The organism is Duganella sp. LjRoot269, assembly GCF_964254095.1.
Lineage (GTDB): Bacteria > Pseudomonadota > Gammaproteobacteria > Burkholderiales > Burkholderiaceae_D > Rugamonas > Rugamonas hordei.
On sequence record NZ_CAXUSL020000001.1, the window covers coordinates 4,144,887 to 4,169,536 of the forward strand.

The following is a 24,650-nucleotide window of genomic DNA, read 5'->3' on the forward strand; positions in this document are numbered from 1 at the left end:
GTGCATGTGGTGCTTTAGCACGAAAGTCCGCTTGGCGCGAATCTATGCGCTCCCACAAAACAAATGATTTGCGGATGCGAGATGTCTTTATGGTTAGGCTGTGGGGGAAAGTAGCAGATATCTGTCGCTATCTATCAGTCGCCGCCAAAGCACTCGCGCGGCGGCCGGCGATTCAATTCAATCTGCCCTTTGAGCTTCCAATGCGCCTCCTAGGAGACGCCCTCGACGGCGCAATCATCATCGATGGAAATTCGCTCATCCGCTACGTCAACCACGCGATGGAGGAGCTATCTGGATTCTCCATCGGCGAATTGTATGGCCAATCGATGGACATACTTGTACCACCAGATGCAAGATCCCCTCACTCCGAGAAAGTGGCCGACTTCATCACTACGGGTCGGAAATCGACAGTCCTCGGTCATGTGCGAGAGCTGGAGATTCGGCATCGCTCCGGTGAGAGGTTGCCCATTGAGATGAAAGCCGTCGACTTAGGCTGCTTCCACGGCAATCGATATTTTGGTGCGTTCGTCACTGACATACGCCAACGAAAAGAAATCGAGGCACGCAATGCTGAGCTGATGGCGTTACTCGAAAAGCAGGCTTTGACCGATCCGCTTACCTCATTACCAAATCGCCGGGCCTTCGAGAAAGAGGCTGCGGGAGCTGTTCTTCGAGCGGCTCGAAGCGAAGCGCCGGTGACGGTCGGCATCGCCGACGTGGACCATTTTAAAGCAATCAACGATAACTACGGTCACGCGGTCGGCGACGCCGTTCTCTGCGCGGTGTCTGATGCCATTCGTTCAGTCGCCCGCGATACGGATATTGTCGCGCGCCTGGGTGGAGAGGAATTTGGTCTGATATTCCCGAATACTTCTATCGAGCAGTCCGGCCAAGTTGCGGAACGAATTCGTAGTGCGGTTGCTTCCATCCAGTTCCCAGTGAATGGTGCTGAGACGGTAGATGTAACGATCAGTATTGGGCTCTCCAAGTTGATCGGGCAAGCGGGATTGGACGCAGCATTGGGGGCAGCAGACACTGCACTCTATTCAGCCAAGGGTAACGGACGCAATAGGGTGGAGGCGAGTAGGCTGTAGCTTCGTCGCGTGCCATAGCTTCTCCGCCGGCCCTGTAAGGAACAATTGTTTGGAGTGAAAATGTTATCTACGTTAATTATCACATTCCGCGAGGGTGTTGAGGCTTTCCTAGTGGTTGCGGTCACGCTACTCTATCTGAAGCAAACCGGTCGCCAGCATCTAATCACTTCGATGAAACTAGGCGTGGTCGTAGCAATTGTAGGCTCAGTTATTTTGGGCATTGTGCTCGCCGAACTCGGAGCGTTGACGCCTGCGTCCGAAGGTTGGCTCGCGCTAATGGCCTTTAGTTTAGTGTCATCCTGCACGGTCCACATGGTCCGTAACGGCAAACGAATCTCGACTGAGATTCGCCTAGGTCTCGCGGCCGCTGACGAGCGTGGCGGTATGGCTGCGAAGCTCGGCGTCTTTTTGTTTGTCCTTTTGATGATCGGCCGCGAAGGTGTCGAAACCGCCACCATGTTGGCCACCATCGCGTCCTCCGCTGATTTTCGAAGCTTGCTTACTGGTGGACTGGTCGGTACCTTTCTAGCCGCCCTACTTTCCTTAGCTTGGACACGATTCGGTAAAAGAATAAATCTCGGAAAATTCTTCCAAGCGACAGCAGTCTTTATGGTTCTCTTTTCGATTCAGCTTGTGATATACGCGTTCCACGAATTTACTGAGGGTGCCGTCATTCCAGGTATCGATAACGCCCACTGGCACGTCGTCACTGAGCCATATGGCCCCGACGGCATGTACGGAGCGTGGCTTTCATATAGCTTGGTCCTCATTCCGCTACTGTTTTTAGGGGTCTCGTTCGTGAATGTGCCCAAGCTAGTAGCCCGCTTCTCGGGCGCGTTGCGCAGTTCATGAGATGTCCGTTCCATGTGTGCCAAAAGGTCTGGAAATGCCGGCAATACGGTTAGTGGGGACGGGGAGAGTTGATTGTTCTCCACTTTTAATGTAGTATTTTAAATGCTTTTTATTGCATTTGTGCAGAAATATACTTACCATCGTCTATGGCAGGTCAGCGGAGAAAGAGATGAATCTGAATTTGGCTAACATCCTCATTGCAGCACTTTGGGCAGGCTTGGTACTTGGAATTTCGTTTGTCGCGCAACCCGCCAAGTTTTCCACCCCAGGCTTGCCCCGACCAATCGCGCTCGCGGCGGGACGGCAGATGTTCCGAGCAATGCACGTTGCAGAGAGCGTTATTGCCGTGTGCGCAGTTGTCGTGTTGATGCTGTCTAAGCACACTCAGCCTTGGCCGGTCTTCTTCGCTGCAGCCATTCTCGCCACTCAGATCGTTGTACTGATGCCGCCGCTGTCCAAACGCGTTGACGCCCGCCTATCGGGCGTGGAACTGCCGAAGAGCGCGTGGCATGCCATATTTGGTGTCACCGAGGTCGCCAAATTTGCGCTGCTGCTTGCGGCGGCTATCCTGCCGTCGATGCACGGAATGGCTGCGTCCCCCTAAGTACTCTTTATCCAGAAAATGTAGTTCAACCTAAAACACAACGGCTAATCATGGATACAGTAACAATTCTCCTGTCTTCTTTCATCCTGTCGATCACCGGCCTCTTCGTTTTTATCTGGTCGTTAAGAAAGCGACTCTTCGACACCACGGCTGCGGCCGCGAACGTGATCTTCTCCAAGGGTGAGATCGGTCGCGGCGAGGAACCATCGGCTACAGCCGAGCAGCTGGCCGGCCTGCGGTTAAAGGTTCCTGGCCAAACTAGCCCTGTCCTATCTGCGGCACAGGAAGCTGCCTTGCAGCGCGAATTGCAGGAGCGAGTTGAAGCGGACCGTTCGACGGCATTCGTGTCTTTCGTGTTCCTCTCATGCGCTGTTGTTTGGCTCGTGGTTGGCTCTCTCGCCGGCCTGACTAGCTCCATCAAACTGCACGAGCCGGATTGGCTCGTGCAACAGGCTTGGCTGACGTTCGGCCGAATTCGAACTATCCATCTAAACATCGTCGCATATGGTTGGGCGCCGATGGCAGCATTCGGCATTGCGAACTGGCTGCTTCCGCGTCTGCTTAAGACCCCGTTGATTGGAGGGCGGTTCGCAATCCTTGGCTGTATGATTTGGAACGCAGGTCTCATCGCGGGCGTTGGCTGTATCGCTGCGGGGATTAGTGATGGCATGGAGTGGCTTGAGATTCCATGGCAAGTCGACATTTTGATTGTCATCGGCGGCGCCCTGATGGGTCTTCCATTGGTCTACACGCTGCAGGCACGCAAAGTCGATCACCTGTATGTGTCCGTCTGGTACATGGGGGCGGCGTTGTTCTGGTTCCCAATTTTGTTCCTCATTGCCAACCTGCCGGCCGTTCATTTCGGTGTGGAGCAAGCGACAATGAACTGGTGGTTCGGGCACAACGTGCTGGGCCTATTCTATACACCGATGGCGCTGGCCTCCGTGTATTACTTCCTGCCGAAGATCATTGGCCGCCCAGTGCAGTCTTACAATCTGTCGCTGCTAGGCTTCTGGACCTTGGCCTTCTTCTACGGCCAGGTTGGTGGGCATCATTTGATCGGCGGCCCTGTGCCCGCTTGGCTCATCACGCTTTCGATCGTTCAAAGCATGATGATGATCATTCCGGTGATTTCGTTCTCGATCAATCAGCACATGACGATGCGCGGCTACTTCTCCAAGCTCATTTACTCGCCGACTCTACGTTTTATCGTCTTGGGTGGCATGATGTACACGCTCAGCTCGCTGCAAGGATCGTTTGAAGCCCTTCGCGCTGTGAGTACCGTCGCGCACTTTACTCACTTTACGGTCGCGCATGCACACCTTGGGCTGTACGGTTTCTTCACGATGGTGATGTTCGGCTCAATTTACTTCGTCATGCCTCGCGTAATGTCATGGGAGTGGCCATACCCAAGTCTGATTGCCGCCCACTTCTGGTTGGTAGTGTTCGGCTTCTCTATTTACTTTATCGGCCTTTCTATCGGTGGTTGGCTCCAAGGATTGGCGATGCTCGATGCGGCCAAACCTTTCATGGAGTCTGTGAAGGTGACTATCCCCTATTTGCAGAGTCGCTCGGTCGGTGGCGCCATCATGACCTTGGGTCACCTGGTTTTCGCGGGTCACTTTGTCGCGATGATACTGCGCTATGGTCCAGCACGTACCGGTGCAGCCCTCCTCCACACTAGCGCCACCAAGGCAGCCACAAATGAATTTGCAGGAGCCCGATAATGCATGACGAACTCAAATTGCTCAGTGGTGCCATGGTGACGTTGGCGCTCGCAACATCAGCACTCGTGGTTGTCCCATTTATGCAGCTTAAAGGACTAGAACCTCCCAAAGACCTCAAGCCCTATACCTCTGCTCAACTGCGCGGCCGCGAGGTGTATATCAAAAACGGATGCATTTACTGCCATTCTCAGCAGCCCCGCGACAAATCGCAGGCTCCCGACGACAAGCGCGGTTGGGGCCGAGCTTCAGTCGCCGCCGACTACTCATACGACAAGCCACACCTGCTTGGCACGATGCGTACAGGTCCTGACCTCTTCAATATCGGCGTGCGCCAGCCAAGCCAAGACTGGCATTTGGGGCATCTGTATCAGCCCCGTGCCTATACGCCTGGCTCTATCATGCCATCGTACCCGTTCCTCTTCGAGGTCAAGGAAAAGGCCGATCCGGGCGACCGACAACTGATCCTCCCCCCCGGCTATAACCCTCCTGGGAAGATTGTCGTCGCAACGCAAGAAGTGCTCGACTTGGTGACATACCTCCAGGGCCTAGACCATACGTACCCGGTGTTTGCAACCACCGAAACGAAAAAGAAATAAGAGGAACTCATATGATCGAGCAGCCGAAGCATGATGCACGCGAACGCGAAAATCCAGATCCGCACGAGAAGAACCGGCCAATCCCGCGCCTCGTTCTGATCGTGGTATTAGCCGTATTATCTTGGGCTGTCGGCTATATCGTGCTGACTCAGCGCGACGATGCGCCCGAGCTTGGCGACCACCGTACGCTGGCGACACTGCAGGGTAAGCCCGCCGGTGCAGGCGTGGTAGCTGACGGTGCGCAGGTATACTCGGCCAACTGTGTTGCGTGTCACCAGGCTACCGGCGCCGGGCTGCCTGGAGTATTCCCACCACTCGCAGGCTCCGAATGGGCACTAGCGGCCGATAAAGTCCCTGTGAACATCCTCCTGCATGGGATCGCCGGCAAGTTGACCGTCAAGGATGTAGCTTACAACGGACAGATGCCTGCATTTAAGGACAAGCTTAGCGATGCAGAAATCGCAGCGGTCCTCAGCTATGTAAGGAGCAATTTCGGTAACGGTTCCGGCAAGATTAGCGCTGATATCGTTAAAGCCGAGCGTGAGGCTGGCAAAGACCGAAAAGACCCCTGGAACGGTGATGAAGACCTCAACAAGCTCAAGCAGTAGCGAGACCAAAGCGCCGCTGCTGACGCTCGCAGCGACTTCCCTCGTGGCCATATTCGGTTGTGCCGCGCTGTACCAGGCGACGATGGGTTTCCAGGTAGTCTCAACTGAAGACGGTCGGAGGCTTGAGATTGAAAGGGAACCTCGTTCCGTCCCATTTGCTGCGCTCGACTGGCCATCGAGGCCGCTGCTAGGCGATGTGCTTAGCAATGACGGGCGTGTGACTATCGTGTCGTTCATCTACACAAGCTGCACTGCTATTTGTTCCGTACTTGGGAATGAGTTTCAACAGATGCAGGAAACAATCCGTGCTCGAGGCCTACAGGACAAAGTGCGGCTCATGAGCATCAGTTTTGACCCGCGAGATGACGCGCAGCAGTTGGGTGCTTATGCCATACGGCAGCATGCAGACCGGACCATCTGGAATTTTACCGGTATCCCGGATGGAAACCAACGTAAAGCAGTCCTCGACACCTTTGGAGTTGTTGTCGTGCCCGCGCCGCTTAGCGAGTATGTGCACAATGCCGCATTCCATGTGGTCGGCCCCAGCGGTCGCTTGGAAAAAATTGATGACTACGACAGTCCTGACCGGGCTTTGGCTGATGCAGTGGCCATGTATGACGCGGGCCGAAAATGAAGAGTCACATTTTTTCATTGAGTGTTCGGATAGTTTTCGTGATAGCGGTTCTGCTAGCTGTCATTGTCTCTTCGCCTTGGCTCGAATCATCGATGGCTCGGCACATGCTCGTCTTACTGCCTCTTTTGGTGTTTGTGGGATGGACGGCGGTTGGATTGCTTCCGGCGCGACTTTCTGCAGCTCAATTTGACGAGTATGGCATCGCTGGCCTTTCCGCCATGCTTTTTGTGAGCGCATATTGGATGATTCCTCGCGCGCTCGAACTGAGCCTGACTTCGCCAATGTTTGAGGCAGCCAAGTTTGGCTCGCTTGTTTTGCTGGGGCTAATTCTTCCCGGTTCGCTTAAGCGATCTCCTTGGGTAGTACAGCTTTTCTTCCTTGGGAATTTTGGCGCGATGATGGCCATAGCTGGAATGCAGTATCAAAGCATGCCGCAGAGGCTTTGTAACGCATACTTACTCGAAGACCAGGGCATCACTGGCTTAGGGCTTGTGGTTGGCGCCATTTTGATTTCCATCGCCTGGTGCGTCCGTATTGCACCGGCCCTTTCACCGACTTTACACACTGCAGAATCACATGACATACCAGGAACTGAACACCACCTCGATAGCAGCTCTCGTACATGAGTTCTATGATGATGTCCGTGCAGACCCGGAACTATTCCCCATCTTCAACGCCGCGATCGGATCGAACTGGGGACCACATTTAGACCGCATGGTCGACTTCTGGTCGACGGTTATGCTGGGCAGTAAAAGCTTCCAAGGGAACGTATATGGGAAACACATGCTGCTTACGGGTATCAATAAAGACCATTTCGTGCGCTGGCTCTCCTTGTTCGAGGCCGCATGCAGCCGCTTGTTCAGGCCCGAAATTGCGCAGGAATTTCAAATCACCGCGCGGCGAATCTCGGGCTCCCTGCAGTACGGCTTTTTCGGCAGCATGCTTGTTTAGCGTGACGTGGCCTGGCGCCGCAGTGGCGTCGTCCGGAATTGTCGCGCAGCAGAGCTTCCGGCGCAGATCGGGCTCCGCCTGATGATCCACCAACCGTCCGAACGCAAGTGATGAACCAAACTGGTCCAGCCTGGCGTGCTCAGTTCGCACCACTTCCGCTGTGTATCCCTGCCTTAGGCCGATAGCGAAATCCCCTGTGATCGATAGAGAAAAATTTTCAGAAAAACATTCATATTACTTGCATGTTTATGCCGTTTTGCGATAGACTTTATTTCACAAGTGAAACAGTCTCGAAAGGAAGTATCATGAACATCGATAAATTTAAGCATCAGCATCTGGATATCTTGGGCGCGATCGCGGCACTGCGGCCCCTGGTTCAAACCGGGATCGCCGACCACGCCTCCGACATCTCGCAGCGCATCATCGCGATGAGCGGCATCATCAAGCTGCACCTCGCGGTCGAGGACAACTTCCTGTATCCGGCCCTGGAAGCCAGCGGCAACCACAGCCTTGCGCATATGAGCAAGCGCTACCGCGATGAGATGAACGGCATCGCGGGCGCCTACCTGGCCTTCGCATCGAAGTGGAATACGCCTCGCCTGCTGATCGAGCAGCCTGAAGTCTTCCGCAACGAGGCCAATCAAGTGCTGAAGACGCTCTACGAGCGTATGAAAAAGGAAGACCGCGAGTTCTACCCTGCCATCGAGGCATCGGCCGCGAACATCTGAGCGCAGCCCCAATCTTCCTATCTAGCTGAGTCCCCTATGATCTCCGCTCTGAATCATGCGACCGAAAGCGTGCATGGCCTGCGACGCCTGGCACTGATGATCGATTCGGTTTCAGATGCGATCGTGACTATCGACTCACACGGCATCATTGAGTATGCAAATCGTGGCGCGCAAGAGCTGTTTGGCTATCGGCTGGAAGAGCTTCTTGGTCGCAATGTGTCCATGCTGATGCCCCAGCCGGACGGCAACCGACATGATGGATACATTGCTTCTTATCTAAAAACCGGCCAGTCCCGCGTGATGAATCATCGGCGCAGCGTGAATGGACTGCGCAAGGACGGCTCGCTTGTACCGCTGGATTTGACGCTCGGGCAGATGCTGGAGGACGGGGAGAAAAAATTCACTGCTGTGATGCGGGATGTTACCGAACAGCGGCGCCTGCAGCAGCTTGCGGCAGAAACAGAGCGCGCCCTCCAGAACGCAAAAAATCGGGCTGACGAGGCCAACCGCTCCAAGAGCATCTTTCTGGCAACGATGAGCCACGAGATCCGTACGCCCATGAACGGCGTACTGGGTTCCCTTGAGCTCCTGGGTTTGACTGAGCTTACCGCAAGCCAGCACGAGACCGTGACAATGGCGGCGCAATCCGGACGCGAACTACTTCGCCTCCTCGACGATATTCTCGACTTCTCCAAGATCGAGGCGGGCCGCCTGGAACTGCGTCACGAGCGAGCGTCCATGCGCGAGCACATCATCGACAAGGTGCTGGCAACACATGCGCCGTTGGCCTCAAAAAAGGGCATCGAACTGCGCTCCCGGGTCGACCCAGCAACGGCGCAACGGTTCTGCACTGACCCACTACGTTTGCGCCAAATCCTGCACAACTTTGTCAGCAACGCTGTCAAATTTACGCTGGCCGGCAGCATCGAACTATCACTGGATGTCATTCGTACAAAGCCTGGTGCACAGGTTTTGCGGTTCTCTGTCCGGGACACCGGAATCGGCATTTCAGCGGCGAGCCAGGCGCGACTTTTCCGGCCTTTTGTGCAAGCTGATGGCGACACCACGCGCCGCTTTGGCGGAACAGGTCTCGGTCTGGCAATTTGTCTGGGCTTAGCGGAGAGTATGGGCGGCACCATTGCAATGGAAAGCGTACCGGGCCTTGGTACCACAATGAGCCTAGAACTTAGCCTTCCTACCCTTCGCGAAGTTGAGGTCAATAACTGCAGAGCACAACTAAGAAATGCACCGTCTATCAACGATCCTCAGGTACAGCATCGCGCGGCTCCGCCAGTCACGACTGCAGCCAGCAGCGGCACTTTAGTTTTGGTAGTCGATGACCATGCCACGAATCGCAATGTACTCGTGCGCCAGTTAGCCTCCCTTGGCTACGCGGCCGAGAGCGCCATCAACGGCGTCGATGCCTTGGAAAAGCTAGCCACAAGACGGTACTCGCTGTTGATAAGTGATTGCCAAATGCCTGAAATGGACGGTTATACGCTGGCACGAACTATTCGGGATGACGAATGGCGGCGTGGAATTTCGCGACTGCCCATAATTGCGTTCACCGCAAACGCCTTCGCTAGCGATGCCACGCGCGCTCTGGTGGCTGGAATGGACGACTATCTATCGAAGCCCACCACCATCGCTTCGCTGAGTTCTTTGTTGGAGCGCTATCTACCTCTGCCCCACACCCCTGAAACTAATATGTCCAAAAGCAGCGAACAACTGCTGGCCTTGAGAGATAGTGTCATCGACGAGACTCACCTGGCTCAGATCGTCGGCGATGACTTGGCCGAACGAGCGGCGCTTCTGGACGACTTCAAAGAATCGTGTGACATTGATGCGAAGGCTCTGGAAGCAGCGTATCAGTCGGGAGAGCTGCACACCTTCATGGAGATTGCGCACAGAATCTGCGGGGCCAGCAAAATGGTCGGCGCTTCAGGCTTGGCTGCTGCCTGCCGCGCAATTGAGTCGTGTGGTCGTGAACGTCTAGCCCTGTCCGACGATAGCGGTCACGCCGATGCCCTCGGCACTTCTACGCGGGAAGCATATCGCCGCTTCCAGGCCGAACTGGACGCGTTTGACAATTATTTAAAACAAGGAACGGCTTGCCTTAACAACGCAAGCCCAGCAACATGAACATCGATAACCTAAACTTTTTGCTTGTTGAAGACCATGACTTTCAACGCCGCGCACTGCGCCGTATGTTGTGTACTTTGGGAGCTTTGAACATCACAGACGCATCGGACGGTCTCGCCGCGTTAGGCGCTTTTCAGCAGGCTCCACTGCCCTTTGATATTTGCATCATCGACCTCAACATGCCTGGTATGGATGGCATGGAATTGGTCCGCCACTTGGCCGAAGCAAATATTCAGGTTTCGATTATTTTGCTCAGCGCGCTTGATCGAGCGCTGATCTCGTCTGTCGAGACGATGGTCAAGGCTTACGGAATCAATCTGCTCGGTGCAATAGAAAAGCCAGCAACTCCCGCCGCGCTGGGGGATCTGCTGAATCGATTTACCCAGCGTCACCGCCAACCAGCGCACGCGTCACGAAGCACATCTCCAGAGCCAACAATGAACGAACTTCTTGAGGCTTTGGCGCTCGACCAGTTTGTACTATATTTTCAACCGAAGGCCGACTTGTTGACAGGTGCGATCAGCAGCGCCGAGGCTCTGGCCCGCTGGTGTCACCCAGTGCGCGGATTGATTCCTCCAGATTCATTCATACCATTGATGGAGCATCATGGTCTCATCGACCAACTGACCGAACAGATTGTGGCAAAGACTGCCCTCGCCTGGCGGAAATGGGATTCGGAAGGAAAACGATACGAAATTTCGATTAATCTTTCCCTGTCTTCGCTCTCCAACCCGGGATACGCAGCTCGCTTGAGCAGTATTTTGGAGGGAAACGATATCGCGCCAAGCTACATCGTTTTTGAAGTGACCGAATCAGCTGCGATGTCGGATCTGCCTCATAGCTTGGAGAACCTTGCGCGACTGCGGATGAAAGGCTACGGACTGTCAATCGATGATTATGGTACCGGGTATTCGAGCATGCAGCAGCTGATCCGCATCCCATTCTCGGAGTTGAAGATGGATAGATCCTTCGTGACTGCGGCCTGCAAGGACGATGCGCAAGTGCTGGTTCTGGCATCGAGCCTTGCGCTGGCGAAGGAGCTACGTCTTCAGTCGGTCGCTGAGGGTGTGGAAACCGCAGCAGATTGGCGATTATTGCGCCGCCTGGAGTGCCGCTATGCGCAGGGTTACCTCATAGGTAAACCAATGCCGCAATCGGACTTCTTGGATGGAGTCGCTCTTTGGGATGCGGCCTATTCAGCGCTTCCCTCTGATGTTCGCGCAGATCCTGTCCCTGAGGATGCAGGTCCAGCGAATTGAGCACCCAATTTTTTTCCGGATTGGATACCCCATCAGGGGCGTCCGAATTCTACAATGGACTTATTAGAAATCACGCGCCAGTTCCTAGGAGCGGCTTACGCTGTTCGCGACCATGATGGATCAAGCTCAATCACAATCTGTAACGCCTGTGCTGATCTCCCCGGCGGGCAATCCAATACCGGTTAGCCTGTTTAGCATGGTACTGGGTCTTTCCGGCCTCGGCTATGCCCTGCTTAGCGGTTCCAAATTGTGGGGTATTCCTCAGGGGGTAGCGGAAACCGAACTGCTGCTGACCCTAGTGGTCTGGGGTGGTTTGATCCTCACATACTTGGTTCAATTTTTACGCGATCCCGATTTGATAGCAAAAGAGTTCCACGATCCGTCTCAAGGCAGTCAGGCGGCGTTAATTGGCATATCCACTTTGGCCTTGGTGCCCGGACTTGTTAGATACTCATTTGCCGGCGCTTGTGTAGTAGCCGCCGCCGGCATATCTTGGCATGTTGGTTTTTCGCTTTGGCACACATCCAAACTGTGGCAAGGCACGCGCGATATAAACGACGTATCGCCAGCGCTCTACCTACCAGACGTCGCCGGAAACTTCACGAGTGCTGCGGCACTTGGTGCGCTCGGTCAAGCAGACTTGGCTTGGCTCTTCCTTGGGGCGGGAGTCTTCTCTTGGCTGACTTTGGAACCAGTTATAAAAAATAGCATCTGGCATCGACCAGGTCTGGCACCTTCGCGTCGTCCCCTAATGGGAATCCAGGCGGCGCCGGCAGTCGTTTGCGCTGCTTCGGTGTTGCTTGTTAATCCGCAGATCACAGGACCTTGGGTCCTAATGCTGCTAGGATATGGCCTCTTCCAATTGATGCAGGGCTTTCGGCTCATATCGTGGTTAAAGGTACAGCGATTCGCCCGCTCGTATTGGGCATATACCTTTGGGATGACATCAGCGCTCAACGTATGTTTGAAATTAGCCTTGGCAGGCAACGTTGCCGCGCGCGCGCTTTCCCTGCCATTGATGACTGTGGTTACTGCGTTCATCATCTATTTATTCGTCCGCACAGTAAGAGGAAAATGAGACGTTCATAGTAGGAAGAAAGGCCGGCAGGCCTCCCACCCTGCCAGGCAATGGTGTGACTGATTACTAATAACGCCACTTGACCTCTTCGTCCCGTTAAGCGCAGACAGGATCGGGCTGGCGCCAGTGGACAACGAACTGGTCGACAGCATTCTTTGTCCCGTCGGGACGTTCTGCTTTTTCTCCAGCGGGCTGTCATCACCCGAAAAAAGAGCATCACCGTCTGAGCTGGATAGAGGAAGGGAGCGGTATGCAGGGAAAGAGATTATGGGGCTATTTTGCATCCGCAACGCGTCGCCAATTGAAGAAATTTTCGCTCATATTGGCACAAAAATTAGTCAAAATCTGCCTTGACAATGTCTGACTTATCAAATACATTGGAAGCATACGGAGGACGCCATGAAGTACTACACCGCAGAAAACTATGATCCAACCACCAGCATCGGGCTGTCGCTGTCACGGGCGCGCAACGTGCTGCTGGCGGAAATAGATGCATCGTTACGGGACATCGAGATCACTTCCCAGCAGCTGGGCATTATTATGGCGCTGGGGCGTAAGCTGGCCGGCACGCCGTTCGAACTGAGCAAGATGCTCGATATCGACAGTGGCCTGATGACCCGCATGCTAGACAAGCTGGAGAAGCAGGATGTGCTTCAGCGCGTGCGTAGTGTGGATGACCGCCGCAGCATCAACCTGCAGCTGACACGCCATGGCAAGCACCTGGTGGAACAAATCGCGCAACGGGCGCCGGATGTCATCAACGCGCGCCTGAAAGATTTCACTGCTGCGGAATTCCGTGAATTCCAACGCTTGCTGGCCAAGTTCATCAGCGCCTGAGATTGCGTGCCACGGAAGTAGTCCGGCCCGTTTTTTTTAACCAAGTAACTGACAAGTCAGATTATGAAAACTCAGACAAAACCCAAAGTACTTCTGCTGTCGATCGTGGTCGCGGCCATCCTGCCGGGTTGCGCCAGCTTCAAAGGCATTGGCAGCGATCACCACATCGCCAGTCCAGACACTTACCAATCGGCGCAGGCGCTGCCAGGCGAACACGGCAACTGGCCGGCGGCCGACTGGGCCAGCCACTATGGCGACGCACAATTGCCGGCGCTGATCACCGAGGCGCTGAAGAACAATCCCACCCTGGAGCAAGCCCGCGCCCGCGTGGCCGCTGCGGCGGCCGTCAGCGACAGCACACGTGCCGCTTCCGGTCCAAAGGTCAACCTGGACGCCAGTATCACGCGCCAGCAATACACCTCGAATGCGCTGGTGCCGCCGCCGGTGGCCGGTTCTTGGCAGACCGAGAACAAGGCGGTCCTGAGCGCGTCCTACGAGCTGGATGTGTGGGGCAAGCACAAGGCCGCCGAGAGTGCCGCCGTGTCGCGCCTGATGCTGGCGGAAGCAGAAAAGGAAAAGGTCAAGCTGACGCTCAGCACGGCAATCGCGCGTGCCTACAATGAACTGGCCCGCCTGTACTTGCAACGCGACCTGGCCGGCGATGACATCGCCCAGCGCCAGCAACTGCGCCAGCTGAGCATCGCCCGGGTCCGCTCCGGCCTCGACACCGAGGTGGAACAGCAAAATGCCAACCGCGTGCTGGCCGGCAGCCAGACCTCGCTGGCAGCGCTCGACGGCCAGATCCTGGACGTGCGCTATCAGCTTGGCGCCCTGCTGGGCGCTGGTCCCGACCGTGGCCTGCAAATTACCCGGCCACAGCTGGCTGAAGGCGCCGCGCCTCGGGACCGCCTGCCGGATAACCTGCCGGCCGACCTGGTAGCGCGCCGTCCGGATATTGCCGTTGCCCGTTGGCAGGTGGACGCCACTACGCAGGACATCAAGGTAGCCAAGGCCGAGTTCTACCCCGACATCAACCTCGGCGCCGCCATCGGCCTTGACGCGTTTGGCTTTGGCCGCTTCCTGGATGCCTCCAGCCGCACCATCTCGGCCGGCCCGGCCCTGCATCTGCCGATCTTCGACAGCGGCGCCCTGCGCGCCCAGCTCAAAGGCCGCTACGCCGATTTTGACCAGGCCGTTGCCGCTTACAACCAGACCTTGGTCGGCGCGCTGTCCGACGTTGCCACGCAAATTGCCCGCGTCCGCAGCACCGACGTCCAGTTGCTCGACGCCCAGGCGGCCAGTGACGCCGCACAACGCAATTGGCAGCTTGCCGCCAGCCAATACAAGGCCGGCCTGAATACGCAACAGAACTTGCTGCAAGCCCGCGTCACCGTCATCGCCACCCAGCAGACGCTGGCCAACCTGCGCATGGCGCGCCGCGACCAGCAGATCGGCCTTGCCGCCGCGCTGGGCGGTGGCTTCGGCAACCCGCAACCATCGCAACAACCATTGATTAACTAATCTCTCCAGGTGACATCATGAACGACCAAACAAAACCAGCCCGCAACGGCAAACGTAAAGCAGCGCTCATCGCTCTGGGCGGCGTCACTGTTCTGGCAGCCGCAGCCTGGGGCGCGTACTACTTCAGCGTGGCCCAGTATTTCGAGGAAACCGACGACGCCTACGTCAACGGCAACCTGGTGCAGCTGAACGCCCAGATCAGCGGCACCGTCACCGGCATCAACGCCGATGACACCCAGATTGTGCGCAGCGGCGACAGCGTGGTGAAGCTGGATGGCGCCGATACCCGCATCGAGCTGCAGCGCTCGGAAGCCGCGCTGGCGCAGGCGGTGCAGCAGGTCAGCACCCTTTACGTCAACAACAGCGTCTTCAAGGCGCAGATCGCCCAACGCCAAGCTGAGCTGGCGCGCGCCGAAGACGACCTCAAGCGCCGCCTGGCAGCCGACCAGGCCGGTGCGGTGTCGGCCGAGGACCTAGGCCACGCCCGTGACGCCGTCAAGGAACGCAAGGCGGCGCTGGCCACTGCCGAGCAACAATTGGCCTCCAACCGCACCCAGACCGCCCAGCAACAGATCAGCGAACACCCGAATGTGCTGGCCGCCGCCGCCCGCGTCCGTGCCGACTACCTGGCCTATGCGCGCGCCAATGTGCCGGCGCCGGTCACCGGCTATGTCGCCAAGCGTTCGGTACAGCTTGGCCAGCGCGTGGCTGCCGGTTCACCGTTGATGGCCATCGTGCCGCTGGACGGGGTGTGGGTGGATGCCAACTTCAAGGAAAGCCAGCTGAAAGCCGTGCATATCGGCCAGCCGGTCTCCCTTCATGCAGATTTATATGGCAAGGATGTCACGTACCATGGCAAGGTGATTGGTTTCTCGGCAGGTACCGGTAGCGCGTTCGCCGTGCTGCCGGCGCAAAACGCCACCGGCAACTGGATTAAGGTGGTGCAGCGCCTGCCGGTGCGGGTTGCGCTCGATCCGAAAGAGCTGAAAGACCATCCGCTGCGCCTCGGCCTGTCGATGGCGGTCGAAGTGGATACCCATGACCGTCAAGGTTCGCAGTTGCGCGCAGCAGTCAACAGTACCTTCCAGACCTCGGTGTTCGATCACTACGGCAAGGAAGCCGACGCGGAAATTGCCGGCATCATCGCCAGCAACCAGGCCGCCAACTAAGGAGCCATCATGGACACTCCGAAAACACCGGCAGCGCCCGCAGCGTCGCCACCCACCCCGCCTCCAGCGCTGACGGGGGGCAAGCTGGTGCTGGCCACCATCGCGGTGGCGCTGGCCACCTTCATGAACGTGCTGGACTCGTCGATCGCCAATGTGGCTATCCCGACCATTTCCGGCAACCTCGGCGTATCGGTGGACGAAGGAACGTGGGTCATCACGCTGTTTGCCGCAGCCAACGCCGTCTCCATCCCGCTGACCGGCTGGCTGACGCAGCGCATGGGCCAGATCAAGCTGTTCGTGATCGCCATCCTGCTGTTCGTCTTGTCTTCCTGGCTGTGCGGCCTAGCGCCGACCTTGCCGATCCTGCTGGCGGCGCGCATCCTGCAAGGCGCGGTGGCCGGGCCACTGATCCCCTTGTCCCAGGCGATCCTGCTCAGCTCCTACCCCAAGGCCAAGAGCGGCCTGGCGCTGTCGCTGTGGGCGATGACCGCCACGGTCGGCCCCATCGCCGGCCCGGCGCTGGGGGGCTGGATTACTGATAGCTATTCGTGGGCGTGGATTTTCTATATCAACATCCCGGTCGGCCTGTTTGCCGCCGCCGTCACCTGGGCCATCTACAAGGACCGCGACACCCCAGCCCGCAAGCTGCCGTTTGATGCGGTCGGACTGCTGTCGCTGATCGCCTGGGTCGCCAGCCTGCAAATCATGCTGGACAAGGGCAAGGATCTGGACTGGTTTCAATCTCCCGTCATTGTGGGTCTGGCCGTGTTTGCCGTGCTGAGCTTCATCTTCTTCGTCATCTGGGAGCTGACAGAAGCCCATCCGATCATCGATCTGCGGCTGTTCAAGGGCCGCAACTTCCTCGGCGGCACGGTGGCAATTTCCGTCGCCTACGGCGTGTTCTTTGCCAACCTGGTGCTGCTGCCACAGTGGATGCAGCAATATCTCGGCTATCGCTCGGTGGACGCCGGCATGGCAACCGCGCCGCTAGGGATCTTCGCGGTGCTGCTAGCGCCGGTGATGGCCAAGCTGATGCCGCGTTCGGACGCCCGTGTGCTGGGCACCCTGGCCTTCGTTGGCTTTGCCGGTGTGTTCTTCCTGCGCTCGAACTACTTCCTCGACGTCGACCTGTTCTCGCTGGTGGTGCCGACGCTGCTGCAAGGAATCCCTACCGCGCTGTTCTTCGTGCCGTTGACCGCCATCATCCTGTCTGGCTTGCCACCGGAAAAAATCCCGGCGGCAGCGGGCTTGTCCAACTTTGCCCGCGTGTTCTTCGGCGCTGCGGCCACCGCCATCGCCAGTACGGCGTGGAGTGACCGCTCCATCCTGCACCACTCGCGGCTGATCGACCAGGCCCACGTCAACAACCCGGCCTTCACCGACAGCCTGCAGCAATTGCAGACTGTGCTGCATCTGAATCCGCAGCAGGCCTATGCCCGCTTCGAGCAGAGCGTGGTGGCCCAGGCCGCCATGCTGGGGCTGAATGACGTGTTCTGGATTTCGGGCGTGATCTTCATTGCCATCATCCCGCTGATCTGGCTGACCAAACCGATGCATGGTCAGGTGTCGGACGCGGCATCAGCAGCGCATTGAGATGACCCGGCCTATTATCCATGGCCGCCCGACGCGCACCACTCTGGCTGCGCGTCGGGACCTCTTGCTGGCCACCGCGCTCGACCTCTTCACCGAGCATGGTTATGCCAGCTCTTCGCTGGCGGCAATTGCCGGCGCCGCCCACGTTGCCGTGCGCACCATCTACGTGAAGTTCGGCGGCAAGGCCGGCCTACTCGCGTCGTTGATAGAGGAAGAGCATTATCGCCATCGCCAGCAACTACTCGCAGTACCCTTTACTGAGAACCTTGTCTCGCAACTGGAACTGATGGCCAGGCACCTGGTAAGTCGGATACAGGACGAACGATTAATGCGCCTGCACGCGGTGATTATGAAGGAGGGAGACGAACCAGCCCGTACAGCCTGGCGTGATGCTGGACCATGTCAACTGGCAACACAGCTCATTCCCCTGTTCAGGCTGCCCGAGGCCAAAATCCTGTTCGATCCATTCCTCACGCCAGAGGAATTGTGCGTCCACTTTCTCAACTGCATTACAGGGCTGTCGAACAACGGTTATCAGATGCAGTCACTCCATGCCGATGCTCAAGCCCAGCGGGGCCTGCGACTGTTCCTGAGAGGCGTTATTGGGTATTAGCCGATGAACGGAGCAAGGGCGAGAGTCGGGTCTACTCGCCCCCCCTATTACGGTATGAATCGCCCCGGGTTTGAAGGAAGCTCCAGCATTTGAGAAATGGAGCCACCATGAAGAAATCAGCCCGATATTCCCCGAAGTGATGGAACGCGCCGTGCGCATGGTCCAAGAGGCCGGCAGCGAGTACGAGTCGCAGTGGGCGGCCATCACGTCCATCGCAGCCAAGATAGGTTGCACATCCGAAACTTTGCGCCGTTGGGTGCGCCAACGTGAGCGCGACGCAGGCCAGCGTGAAGGCATCACGACGACCGAAAGCGAGCGCGTCAAAGCGTTGGAGCGCGAAAACAAGGAACTACGCAAGGCGAATGAAATCCAGCGCCTGGGCAGCGCGTTTTTCGCCCAGGCGGAGCTCGACCGTCGCTTCAAATCGTGAGAACGTTCATCGACCAGCACCGCCAAGCGCATGGGGTCGAATCGATTTGCAGAGTCTTGCAGGTCGCCCCGTCCGGCTACTGGCGTTACGCCGCGCAGCGGCGCAAAGAGTGATGAGGTGCTGGCTCCTCAAATTGAACGCGTCTGGCAAGCCAATATGCAGGTCTATGGCGCAGAGAAGGTCTGGCGCCCGCTGCGTCGTGAAGGCATCGAGGCCGGACGCTGCACCGTCGAACGCTTGATGCGCCGCGCCAGCCTACGCGGTGTGATGCGGGGTAAAGTCGTGAAGACCACCGTTGCCAATGCGGCAGCGCCTTGCCCTCTGGACCGGGTCCATCGCCAGTTCAAGGCACAGCGGCCCAATCAACTCTGGGTGTCCGATTTCACCAACGTCTCGACCTGGCAAGGCTTTGTCTATGCGGCCTTTGTGATTGATGTCTTTGCCCGGCGCATCGTGGGCTGGTGCGTCATCAGTTCGATGCGCACTGACTTCGTCTTGGTTGCTCTGGAACAGGCGCTGTACGCCCGCCAACTAGAGCGTGATGACGCCTTGATTCATCATAGCGACAGGGGCTCGCAATACGTTTCTATTCGCTATAGTGAGCGCTTGGCCGAAGCCGGGGTTGAGCCCTCTGTGGCTAGTAAGGGCAACAGCTATGACAACGCGTTGGCCGAGACCATCAACGGCCTGTACAAGGCAGAGCTGATACATCGCCGTGCTTCTGGAAGACTTGCGAGGCCGTCGAATTGGCGACGCTGGAATGGGTGATCTGGTCCAATCACCATCGTTTACTCGAACCGCTTGGTTATATACCGCCGGCCGGAGTTGAGGCAAACTACTATTGACAACTTTCCGAGCAGGCTATGTCGCCTGACTCACACCAATCGACCTCCTAAATTTCCGGGGCGATTCAGGTGGATGCGCCGCACGCTTACATAGCCCCCAGTGAATATGGCGGTAACAATCTGGCAGCGCGTCTACCGGACACAGCAAAAGTCGCGCGAGCATCAAATGGTCTTCGATGGCGGCGTGTAGCTTTATCGGATCTAGCTTACTGGTGAGACTATGCGGTGGCAACGTTCGCCAACGTTAAGAAATAGAACAGGTCAACCAAGCCGAAGAAGTAACGAGCCATTGCCGGCTGACCAGTTCCATTTTCCGCACAGCCGGCCCGTGTCACAATGTTTTAGGCGCCGGCTGCGGTCTACGAGAACGTATGGTGGCATCCTACGATACTGGGTGGCGGCAACCTACAAGAACGGGGAGCACTGATGAGAATATTCACTTAGGTATTGGCTCGGATACCTGGGCACCGTCTGGAAGCAGCAATACCACCAACAGCTTAGCCGGATTGGTATCGCTAGCGTTGCGCGATACTACATGACGCATACCCGGAGACTCGTACCAAGAATCGCCAACTTTGTAAGTGATCTCGGCACCGTCGTCGAGCTTGGAAATCACTTCGCCTTCCACCACGTATGCGAACACCGATCCAGGGTGAAGATGAGGAATCGACTTTTGGCCCGGCGCGTAAGTCACCGTAAGCATCAGGCCCTTCGTGTGAGCTACGTCCGGTAGCTGCTTGGTTTGCAGGATTGCGCGTACCTCCTTACCATCTCGCGGGACGTCGTGCGCCTGAACAGCACCCACTAGACCGACGCTTACCACGAGCGCTGCGGCCAAACGATAGAATCCAGTCGTTTTCATTTCGTACCTCGCTTAGGCCGCTGGCATTTTACGGAAACCAACGCCGAAGCGGTTCCACGCGTTGATGGTGACGATAGCTAAGGTCAGGTCGACTTGTTCCTTGTCCGAAAAATTAGCCTTCACAAGCTCATAGTCAGCATCTGGAGCGTGCGTGGTTGAGACTTGGGTCAAGGCCTCGGTCCAAGCCAGTGCTGCTCGCTCGCGCGAGGTGAAGAATGGAGTCTCACGCCACACCGAGACTCCATGCAGGCGACGCTCAGTTTCGCCGGCTTTGCGAGCGTCGGTTGTGTGGGTATCAACGCAGAATGCGCAGCCGTTTATTTGGGACGCGCGCAGTTTCACCAGTTCCAGCAACGGTTGTTCCAGGCCCAATTTCCCAACGGCCGTTTCCAGTGCCATCATTGCCTTCATTGCATCTGGGGAAGCGGTATAAAAGTTAGCACGTGCATTCATGATGATCTCCTTCAGTGGGTTAGTGTGTGGTAATTGTAGCGGGCAGCATCGCCCGATCGGAGTACCAATTCGGCGAAAATCTCGTAGTCCACGAAGCGAATGCAGGATAGCTGTCTTCGTGCACTCAGACGGCTCGAGGCTAAGCCGCATAGCCCAGTTCTGGTACATGATGATGCATTAAGCAGCGGTTCAATACCTTACATGGCGGCCCTGGAACGCAGGCGAGTTGTAGCGCTTATCGCTGCGCAGTGCAGTGCAACGGATCATTTGGCCTAGTTCTAATCCGACACTTCTAACACTTCCGCGCCGCAGTCCATTTGAAGCAAGATGCCTCGCACTCGCGATATGGCAGTGTCGATATCTAGCGTATCGATCGAGCCAAAACCTAAAAATAGCCCTTGACGCGGTTGTGCCTCGAAATAGAATCCCTCGAGGGAGTAAAGGCCGACGCCGGCGCGACGGCCGAGACGTATGAGTAGATCAATATCCACATATTTGTGCGCAAATGCAGCCATGTGGAATCCGGCCGTTGATGGAACTACTTCAAACCATGGCGCAAGGTGGGTTGCGAAGCCGCGCAAAAGGGCTTCCCTCCGGCTTGCATAAATAGAGTGGCCACGGCGTATATGCTTTACCAGATGACCGTCATCAATAAACTTTGCCAACGCATGCTGAGTCATGCTGGCGGTATGCCAATCCGAGAGGTGCTTCGCAATACACAGTGCCGGCAATATCGACTCAGGAACTACAACGTATCCGATACGCAACTCAGGCAACATGACCTTAGAAAGTGAGCTCAGGAACACTACCAAGCCATGGGTATCGATGCTCTGCAATGAGTCCTGCGGCCTCCCTTCGTAGCGGAATTCGCTGTCATAGTCATCTTCTACAATGATGGCGCCGATTTCGAGCGCTCGCGCTAGCAGCGCAGTCTTCCGCCCCAAGCTCATTGGCATACCCAGTGGGAACTGGTGAGCCGGCGTGACGTAAATGAGACGAGCATTGTCCGGAATTTTGCTCGGGACAATACCCTCTCTATCGACTGGCACACAAGCGACGGTTGCACCCTGACTCTTGAAAAGAGAGCGCGCAATTGGATAGCCTGGGTCTTCTACTGCAACCACACTCCCTGGCTCTAATAGTATTCGTCCCAGCAAATCCAACGACTGCTGTGCCCCGTTGGTGACGACGACTTGTCGCGCTGCGCACCGCACGCCACGGGCATAACCAGCATGACGGACAATCGCCTCCCTTAACTCTAAAACGCCTTCGGTTGGAGCATAGCGGCCCCGATCAACCGAGTCCTGACGTAGGCCATGCAAAATGCACCGCCGCCATTCCTCTTGCGGAAAATGAGCCGGTGACGGGGTGCCACCAATGAACTCGTATTCAGAGCGCCCGTGCGCGAACGGCTGTCTGAAGGGAGTATCCCACCCCATCCATTTTTCCAGTGTGTCTCGAGAGGCCAATTGCGCCCCCTCCACTCTCCGAGCGCCCGCCCCGCCGAGCTCGCCAACGAAGGTGCCCCTACCAGTATGCGCAACCAAAATTCTGTCATAGGTGAGTCGGCTGTAGGCATCAGCAACTGGCTTACGAGATATACCCAACTGCTGCGCCAGAAGCCTCGTAGGTGGTAGCTGTTGCCCTCGCGTTAAGCGGCCCGAGCGTATGGCTTGGATTATTTGGCTGTACACCTGCTCAGATAAATCCCTGCCGCCCTCGATGATCAGGTGAAGTTCCATGATTTGCCCTCCATCGACACCACGATGATTTCCTACCGACAATAGTTTAACTAAAATCTTACATCATTGTCGGCCAGACAAAAAAATATATCGCCCCCCATTAATGGCGCCCTAAGTTTTACGAGGATTGGCTACCCGCAGGGCACTTTACCCCTCCTACAATAGAGTCACTCTGCACCCTCATTAAAGGAAATAAATTTGTCGACTCGCCTGAATTTCTGCGGTGCATCCCCGGGAACTATCAAAGCCCTGTCCGCGTTGGAAGGCGCAGCCAACAACTTGGGCCTGGAGGCGTCGCAGCTGGAATTGGTCAAAGCGCGCGCTTCGTAGCTCAACGGCGTGCCTACTGGGTGGACCTGCATACTACAGATGCACGTAAGGCCGGCCCGATCACTGCCTGCACGGTGTCTCCGGCAGACGAGAGACTCCGTTCTTTTCACGGCGCAAGCACGCAGCACTGGGCTGGACCGTAGCATTAACCCGGCTGCCGCTGGCCCACGCGCCTGACGCTGACTACGAATACCTAGTTGCTAACTTCAGCTCAAAGGAATCGGCCGTCTTGACTCTAGCTATTTCCACTATCAACAGCAGGAACCGCTTGGCTGTGGGCTTACGCAGGATGCCAGCTGCATAACAGATGGGTGGGGGCTGCACAGCTCATTTGTGATGCCCTCGACTTTCAACGTACCTATAAAATTTTCGGACTCCTGCATGAAACAGCGCCTCGACTACCACCAGGCATCCCCGGACGCTCTAAATGCACTTATTGCACTCGAGCTTGCGGTACTCCGTCTGGGGCTGGACCCTCGTCTTTTGCAGCTCGTAAAGCTCCGTGCCTCACAAATAAATGGGTGTGCTTACTGCGTCGACATAGAGAGCGACGAAGCAAGGCGAGTTGGCGAAGCACCGCGTCGCCTTTTCACGCTTTCTTTGTGGAGAGACAGCACCTTGTTCAGTGCTCAAGAGCGCGCTGCGCTGGCGTGGACCGAGGCGTTGACCCAGCTGAACAACAGAGCCGCAATCAATGAGGCTCGCGCTTTGATGAGCGCTGTATTCGACGAACAGCAAATCGAAAATTGGGCCTTGGCGATCGTCGCAATCAATTGCTGGAACCGGGTTGGGATAGGGTTCCGCAAGGCCATACTATAAGCGCCAAGCCCGGGAAACTGGGCACATGCCTAGAACTTCGTGGTTCTTAAGCGATTGCGCCGAGAGTCCCTCTAAGCTTCCGTTCGGTCAACTGCAGCTACCGCAGCAAGAGGAACTCTTCTTTGGCACGATCTCTTCGAGATTGCTGTCATATCCAGCTGCCCGCAGCGCATTTCGAAGCATTTGTGATGAGATCTTCATTTCATCATAAACAATGCTGCAGGTATCATAAACATCGCCGATAAGGACGTCGCTGACGCCTGGGAGCTGCTGAAGACTATTCTCAATCTCCGCGCCGAAGCCAGAATTTGTGGAATCCTTTAAAGTAAAAGAGGCAAGTAACATGGTGGGTCCTTTTGATTACTACTGGGTTAAGTTGGGTGAACTAATTCGTCGAGAGCATGCAAACCGCGAAAAAACTGATGCCAGTGGACGAGTCCCGCAGCTAAGTCACGCGCAGTCAGTGCTGGGCAAATAAAATCACCTTGTGCGTGCGACACACCGTATTCACGGGAAACGTACCACTTCAATAAAGTATCAACGCCACACACTGTCATTGCACCAGGTGGCACCAGGCCCCTTTTGAATGCCGACGTGAGCGCTTCATGAGTGTCCGTACAGTCGTCCAAGCTAAATTCGCACGAGCGCAATTCATTCAGCGAGTCTGCATGTAAGTCGTTTTCAAAAATCAAGGAAAATTCGCTAAGGCCAGATAGAGCGACGCTTTTTGCCATTTCCCTACGCGTAAACTCATCCCTCAATACCGCACCAGACAAATGTGCTTGCACGGGTGCGTAAAGATCTGGTGACACGCAGAACCCTTGGCGGCGCCAATTGACGACCGTAGCGATGGTATCGTCTAGGAATTGAACCGCCACCTGATCAAGCAGCCCATATTGGTCTGCTTCGCAGAGAAATTCCGCCGGCAAGAGAAACCCGAACGTCGGGTGTGCCCAGCGTACCGTGGTTTCGAGTGTAGCCACTCTCCCACTACGAACATCGACGATCGGCTGAAAAAACGCGCGGAACTCCGTCCGGCGAAGTCCATCCATAATGTCGCTGGCCGAGATTTTTTTGCAGTACTGCACGGGCCAATTCACACCCTGACTTCGGATTAGAAGGTCGCTGGTGCTGGCTGAGTACATGGGCTTTTGTCTGAACGA

General features: G+C 56.4%; 25 protein-coding genes, 1 pseudogene and 1 other annotated feature. Of the genes and pseudogenes, 21 read left to right on the plus strand and 5 right to left on the minus strand.

Translation table 11 applies throughout. The features are described from left to right. The first annotated feature begins 44 nt into the window (after positions 1 to 44). From ACSQ3S_RS18540 to ACSQ3S_RS18635, 20 genes and pseudogenes are all read left to right on the plus strand, one after another. On the plus strand, positions 45 to 1,094 hold the full coding sequence (locus tag ACSQ3S_RS18540; RefSeq protein WP_436143345.1) for a GGDEF domain-containing protein: 1,050 nt from the start codon (positions 45 to 47) through the stop codon (positions 1,092 to 1,094). A 60-nt stretch (positions 1,095 to 1,154) separates the two neighbouring features. Next, positions 1,155 to 1,946 (plus strand): FTR1 family iron permease, encoded by a 792-nt coding sequence (locus ACSQ3S_RS18545; protein WP_436143346.1) that lies wholly within the window; start codon positions 1,155 to 1,157, stop codon positions 1,944 to 1,946. A gap of 169 nt (positions 1,947 to 2,115) precedes the next feature. Beyond that, on the plus strand, positions 2,116 to 2,550 hold the full coding sequence (locus ACSQ3S_RS18550; protein ID WP_436143347.1) for a DUF4149 domain-containing protein: 435 nt from the start codon (positions 2,116 to 2,118) through the stop codon (positions 2,548 to 2,550). Positions 2,551 to 2,600: 50 nt separating this feature from the next. Beyond that, complete coding sequence (locus tag ACSQ3S_RS18555; RefSeq protein WP_436143348.1) at positions 2,601 to 4,277, plus strand: cbb3-type cytochrome c oxidase subunit I; 1,677 nt, start codon at positions 2,601 to 2,603, stop codon at positions 4,275 to 4,277. Next, positions 4,277 to 4,873 carry a cbb3-type cytochrome c oxidase subunit II gene (locus tag ACSQ3S_RS18560; protein ID WP_436143349.1) on the plus strand — a complete coding sequence of 199 codons (597 nt, stop codon included), beginning with the start codon at positions 4,277 to 4,279 and terminating at the stop codon, positions 4,871 to 4,873. Before ACSQ3S_RS18555 ends, ACSQ3S_RS18560 begins: the two co-directional genes overlap by 1 nt. An 11-nt stretch (positions 4,874 to 4,884) precedes the next feature. After that, positions 4,885 to 5,481 carry a c-type cytochrome gene (locus tag ACSQ3S_RS18565; protein ID WP_436143350.1) on the plus strand — a complete coding sequence of 199 codons (597 nt, stop codon included), beginning with the start codon at positions 4,885 to 4,887 and terminating at the stop codon, positions 5,479 to 5,481. Then, entirely contained in the window at positions 5,453 to 6,115 is a 663-nt protein-coding gene (locus tag ACSQ3S_RS18570) for an SCO family protein (protein WP_436143351.1), read from the plus strand. The genes ACSQ3S_RS18565 and ACSQ3S_RS18570 overlap by 29 nt, the downstream gene beginning before the upstream one ends. A 104-nt stretch (positions 6,116 to 6,219) precedes the next feature. Continuing rightward, a complete protein-coding gene (locus ACSQ3S_RS18575; protein WP_436143352.1) occupies positions 6,220 to 6,741 on the plus strand; it encodes a hypothetical protein in 522 nt (173 codons plus the stop codon). After that, positions 6,692 to 7,066 carry a group III truncated hemoglobin gene (locus ACSQ3S_RS18580; RefSeq protein WP_436143353.1) on the plus strand — a complete coding sequence of 125 codons (375 nt, stop codon included), beginning with the start codon at positions 6,692 to 6,694 and terminating at the stop codon, positions 7,064 to 7,066. The genes ACSQ3S_RS18575 and ACSQ3S_RS18580 overlap by 50 nt, the downstream gene beginning before the upstream one ends. A 305-nt stretch (positions 7,067 to 7,371) precedes the next feature. After that, positions 7,372 to 7,794, plus strand: coding sequence for a hemerythrin domain-containing protein (locus tag ACSQ3S_RS18585; RefSeq protein WP_436143354.1), 423 nt, complete (start codon positions 7,372 to 7,374; stop codon positions 7,792 to 7,794). Between the two features lie 36 nt (positions 7,795 to 7,830). Further along, positions 7,831 to 9,936: a PAS domain S-box protein gene (locus ACSQ3S_RS18590; RefSeq protein WP_436143355.1), complete on the plus strand. Its 2,106-nt coding sequence runs from the start codon at positions 7,831 to 7,833 to the stop codon at positions 9,934 to 9,936. Further along, positions 9,933 to 11,195 (plus strand): EAL domain-containing response regulator, encoded by a 1,263-nt coding sequence (locus ACSQ3S_RS18595; protein ID WP_436143356.1) that lies wholly within the window; start codon positions 9,933 to 9,935, stop codon positions 11,193 to 11,195. The genes ACSQ3S_RS18590 and ACSQ3S_RS18595 overlap by 4 nt, the downstream gene beginning before the upstream one ends. A gap of 112 nt (positions 11,196 to 11,307) precedes the next feature. Further along, complete coding sequence (locus tag ACSQ3S_RS18600; protein ID WP_436143357.1) at positions 11,308 to 12,273, plus strand: dicarboxylate transporter/tellurite-resistance protein TehA; 966 nt, start codon at positions 11,308 to 11,310, stop codon at positions 12,271 to 12,273. A gap of 126 nt (positions 12,274 to 12,399) precedes the next feature. Further along, a complete protein-coding gene (locus tag ACSQ3S_RS18605; RefSeq protein ID WP_436143358.1) occupies positions 12,400 to 12,627 on the plus strand; it encodes a hypothetical protein in 228 nt (75 codons plus the stop codon). Between the two features lie 45 nt (positions 12,628 to 12,672). Continuing rightward, on the plus strand, positions 12,673 to 13,110 hold the full coding sequence (locus ACSQ3S_RS18610; protein WP_436143359.1) for a MarR family winged helix-turn-helix transcriptional regulator: 438 nt from the start codon (positions 12,673 to 12,675) through the stop codon (positions 13,108 to 13,110). Between the two features lie 63 nt (positions 13,111 to 13,173). Further along, positions 13,174 to 14,631, plus strand: coding sequence for an efflux transporter outer membrane subunit (locus ACSQ3S_RS18615; RefSeq protein WP_436143360.1), 1,458 nt, complete (start codon positions 13,174 to 13,176; stop codon positions 14,629 to 14,631). Positions 14,632 to 14,648: 17 nt separating this feature from the next. Continuing rightward, complete coding sequence (locus ACSQ3S_RS18620; RefSeq protein WP_436143361.1) at positions 14,649 to 15,800, plus strand: HlyD family secretion protein; 1,152 nt, start codon at positions 14,649 to 14,651, stop codon at positions 15,798 to 15,800. 9 nt (positions 15,801 to 15,809) lie between these two features. Beyond that, the gene (locus ACSQ3S_RS18625) at positions 15,810 to 17,393 is read left to right on the plus strand and encodes a DHA2 family efflux MFS transporter permease subunit (protein WP_436143362.1); all 1,584 of its coding nucleotides are present in this window, start codon (positions 15,810 to 15,812) and stop codon (positions 17,391 to 17,393) included. Between the two features lies 1 nt (position 17,394). Next, positions 17,395 to 18,006, plus strand: coding sequence for a TetR family transcriptional regulator (locus ACSQ3S_RS18630; RefSeq protein WP_436143363.1), 612 nt, complete (start codon positions 17,395 to 17,397; stop codon positions 18,004 to 18,006). Between the two features lie 107 nt (positions 18,007 to 18,113). Continuing rightward, positions 18,114 to 19,281 (plus strand): annotated as a pseudogene (locus tag ACSQ3S_RS18635) (IS3 family transposase). Then, positions 18,391 to 18,507, plus strand: a sequence feature (AL1L pseudoknot). It overlaps the preceding pseudogene by 117 nt. 436 nt (positions 19,282 to 19,717) lie before the next feature. On the opposite strand, the gene ACSQ3S_RS18640 reads toward ACSQ3S_RS18635, so the two are convergent. The 3 genes from ACSQ3S_RS18640 to ACSQ3S_RS18650 form a co-directional block, all read right to left on the minus strand. Next, positions 19,718 to 20,143 carry a cupin domain-containing protein gene (locus tag ACSQ3S_RS18640; RefSeq protein WP_436143364.1) on the minus strand — a complete coding sequence of 142 codons (426 nt, stop codon included), beginning with the start codon at positions 20,141 to 20,143 and terminating at the stop codon, positions 19,718 to 19,720. Positions 20,144 to 20,155: 12 nt separating this feature from the next. Further along, positions 20,156 to 20,596 carry a carboxymuconolactone decarboxylase family protein gene (locus ACSQ3S_RS18645; RefSeq protein WP_217946557.1) on the minus strand — a complete coding sequence of 147 codons (441 nt, stop codon included), beginning with the start codon at positions 20,594 to 20,596 and terminating at the stop codon, positions 20,156 to 20,158. 278 nt (positions 20,597 to 20,874) lie between these two features. Then, positions 20,875 to 22,338, minus strand: a complete 1,464-nt coding sequence (locus ACSQ3S_RS18650; protein ID WP_436143365.1) for a PLP-dependent aminotransferase family protein — start codon at positions 22,336 to 22,338, stop codon at positions 20,875 to 20,877. 711 nt (positions 22,339 to 23,049) lie between these two features. On the opposite strand from ACSQ3S_RS18650, the gene ACSQ3S_RS18655 reads away from it, so the two are divergent. Continuing rightward, a complete protein-coding gene (locus tag ACSQ3S_RS18655) occupies positions 23,050 to 23,487 on the plus strand; it encodes a carboxymuconolactone decarboxylase family protein (RefSeq protein WP_436143366.1) in 438 nt (145 codons plus the stop codon). An 87-nt stretch (positions 23,488 to 23,574) separates the two neighbouring features. Here ACSQ3S_RS18655 and ACSQ3S_RS18660 read toward each other — a convergent pair whose 3' ends face one another. Together ACSQ3S_RS18660 and ACSQ3S_RS18665 are read right to left on the minus strand one after the other, a co-directional pair. Then, entirely contained in the window at positions 23,575 to 23,832 is a 258-nt protein-coding gene (locus ACSQ3S_RS18660) for a heavy-metal-associated domain-containing protein (protein WP_436143367.1), read from the minus strand. 26 nt (positions 23,833 to 23,858) lie between these two features. Then, entirely contained in the window at positions 23,859 to 24,632 is a 774-nt protein-coding gene (locus ACSQ3S_RS18665; protein WP_436143368.1) for an EAL domain-containing protein, read from the minus strand. Between the last annotated feature and the right edge of the window lie 18 nt (positions 24,633 to 24,650).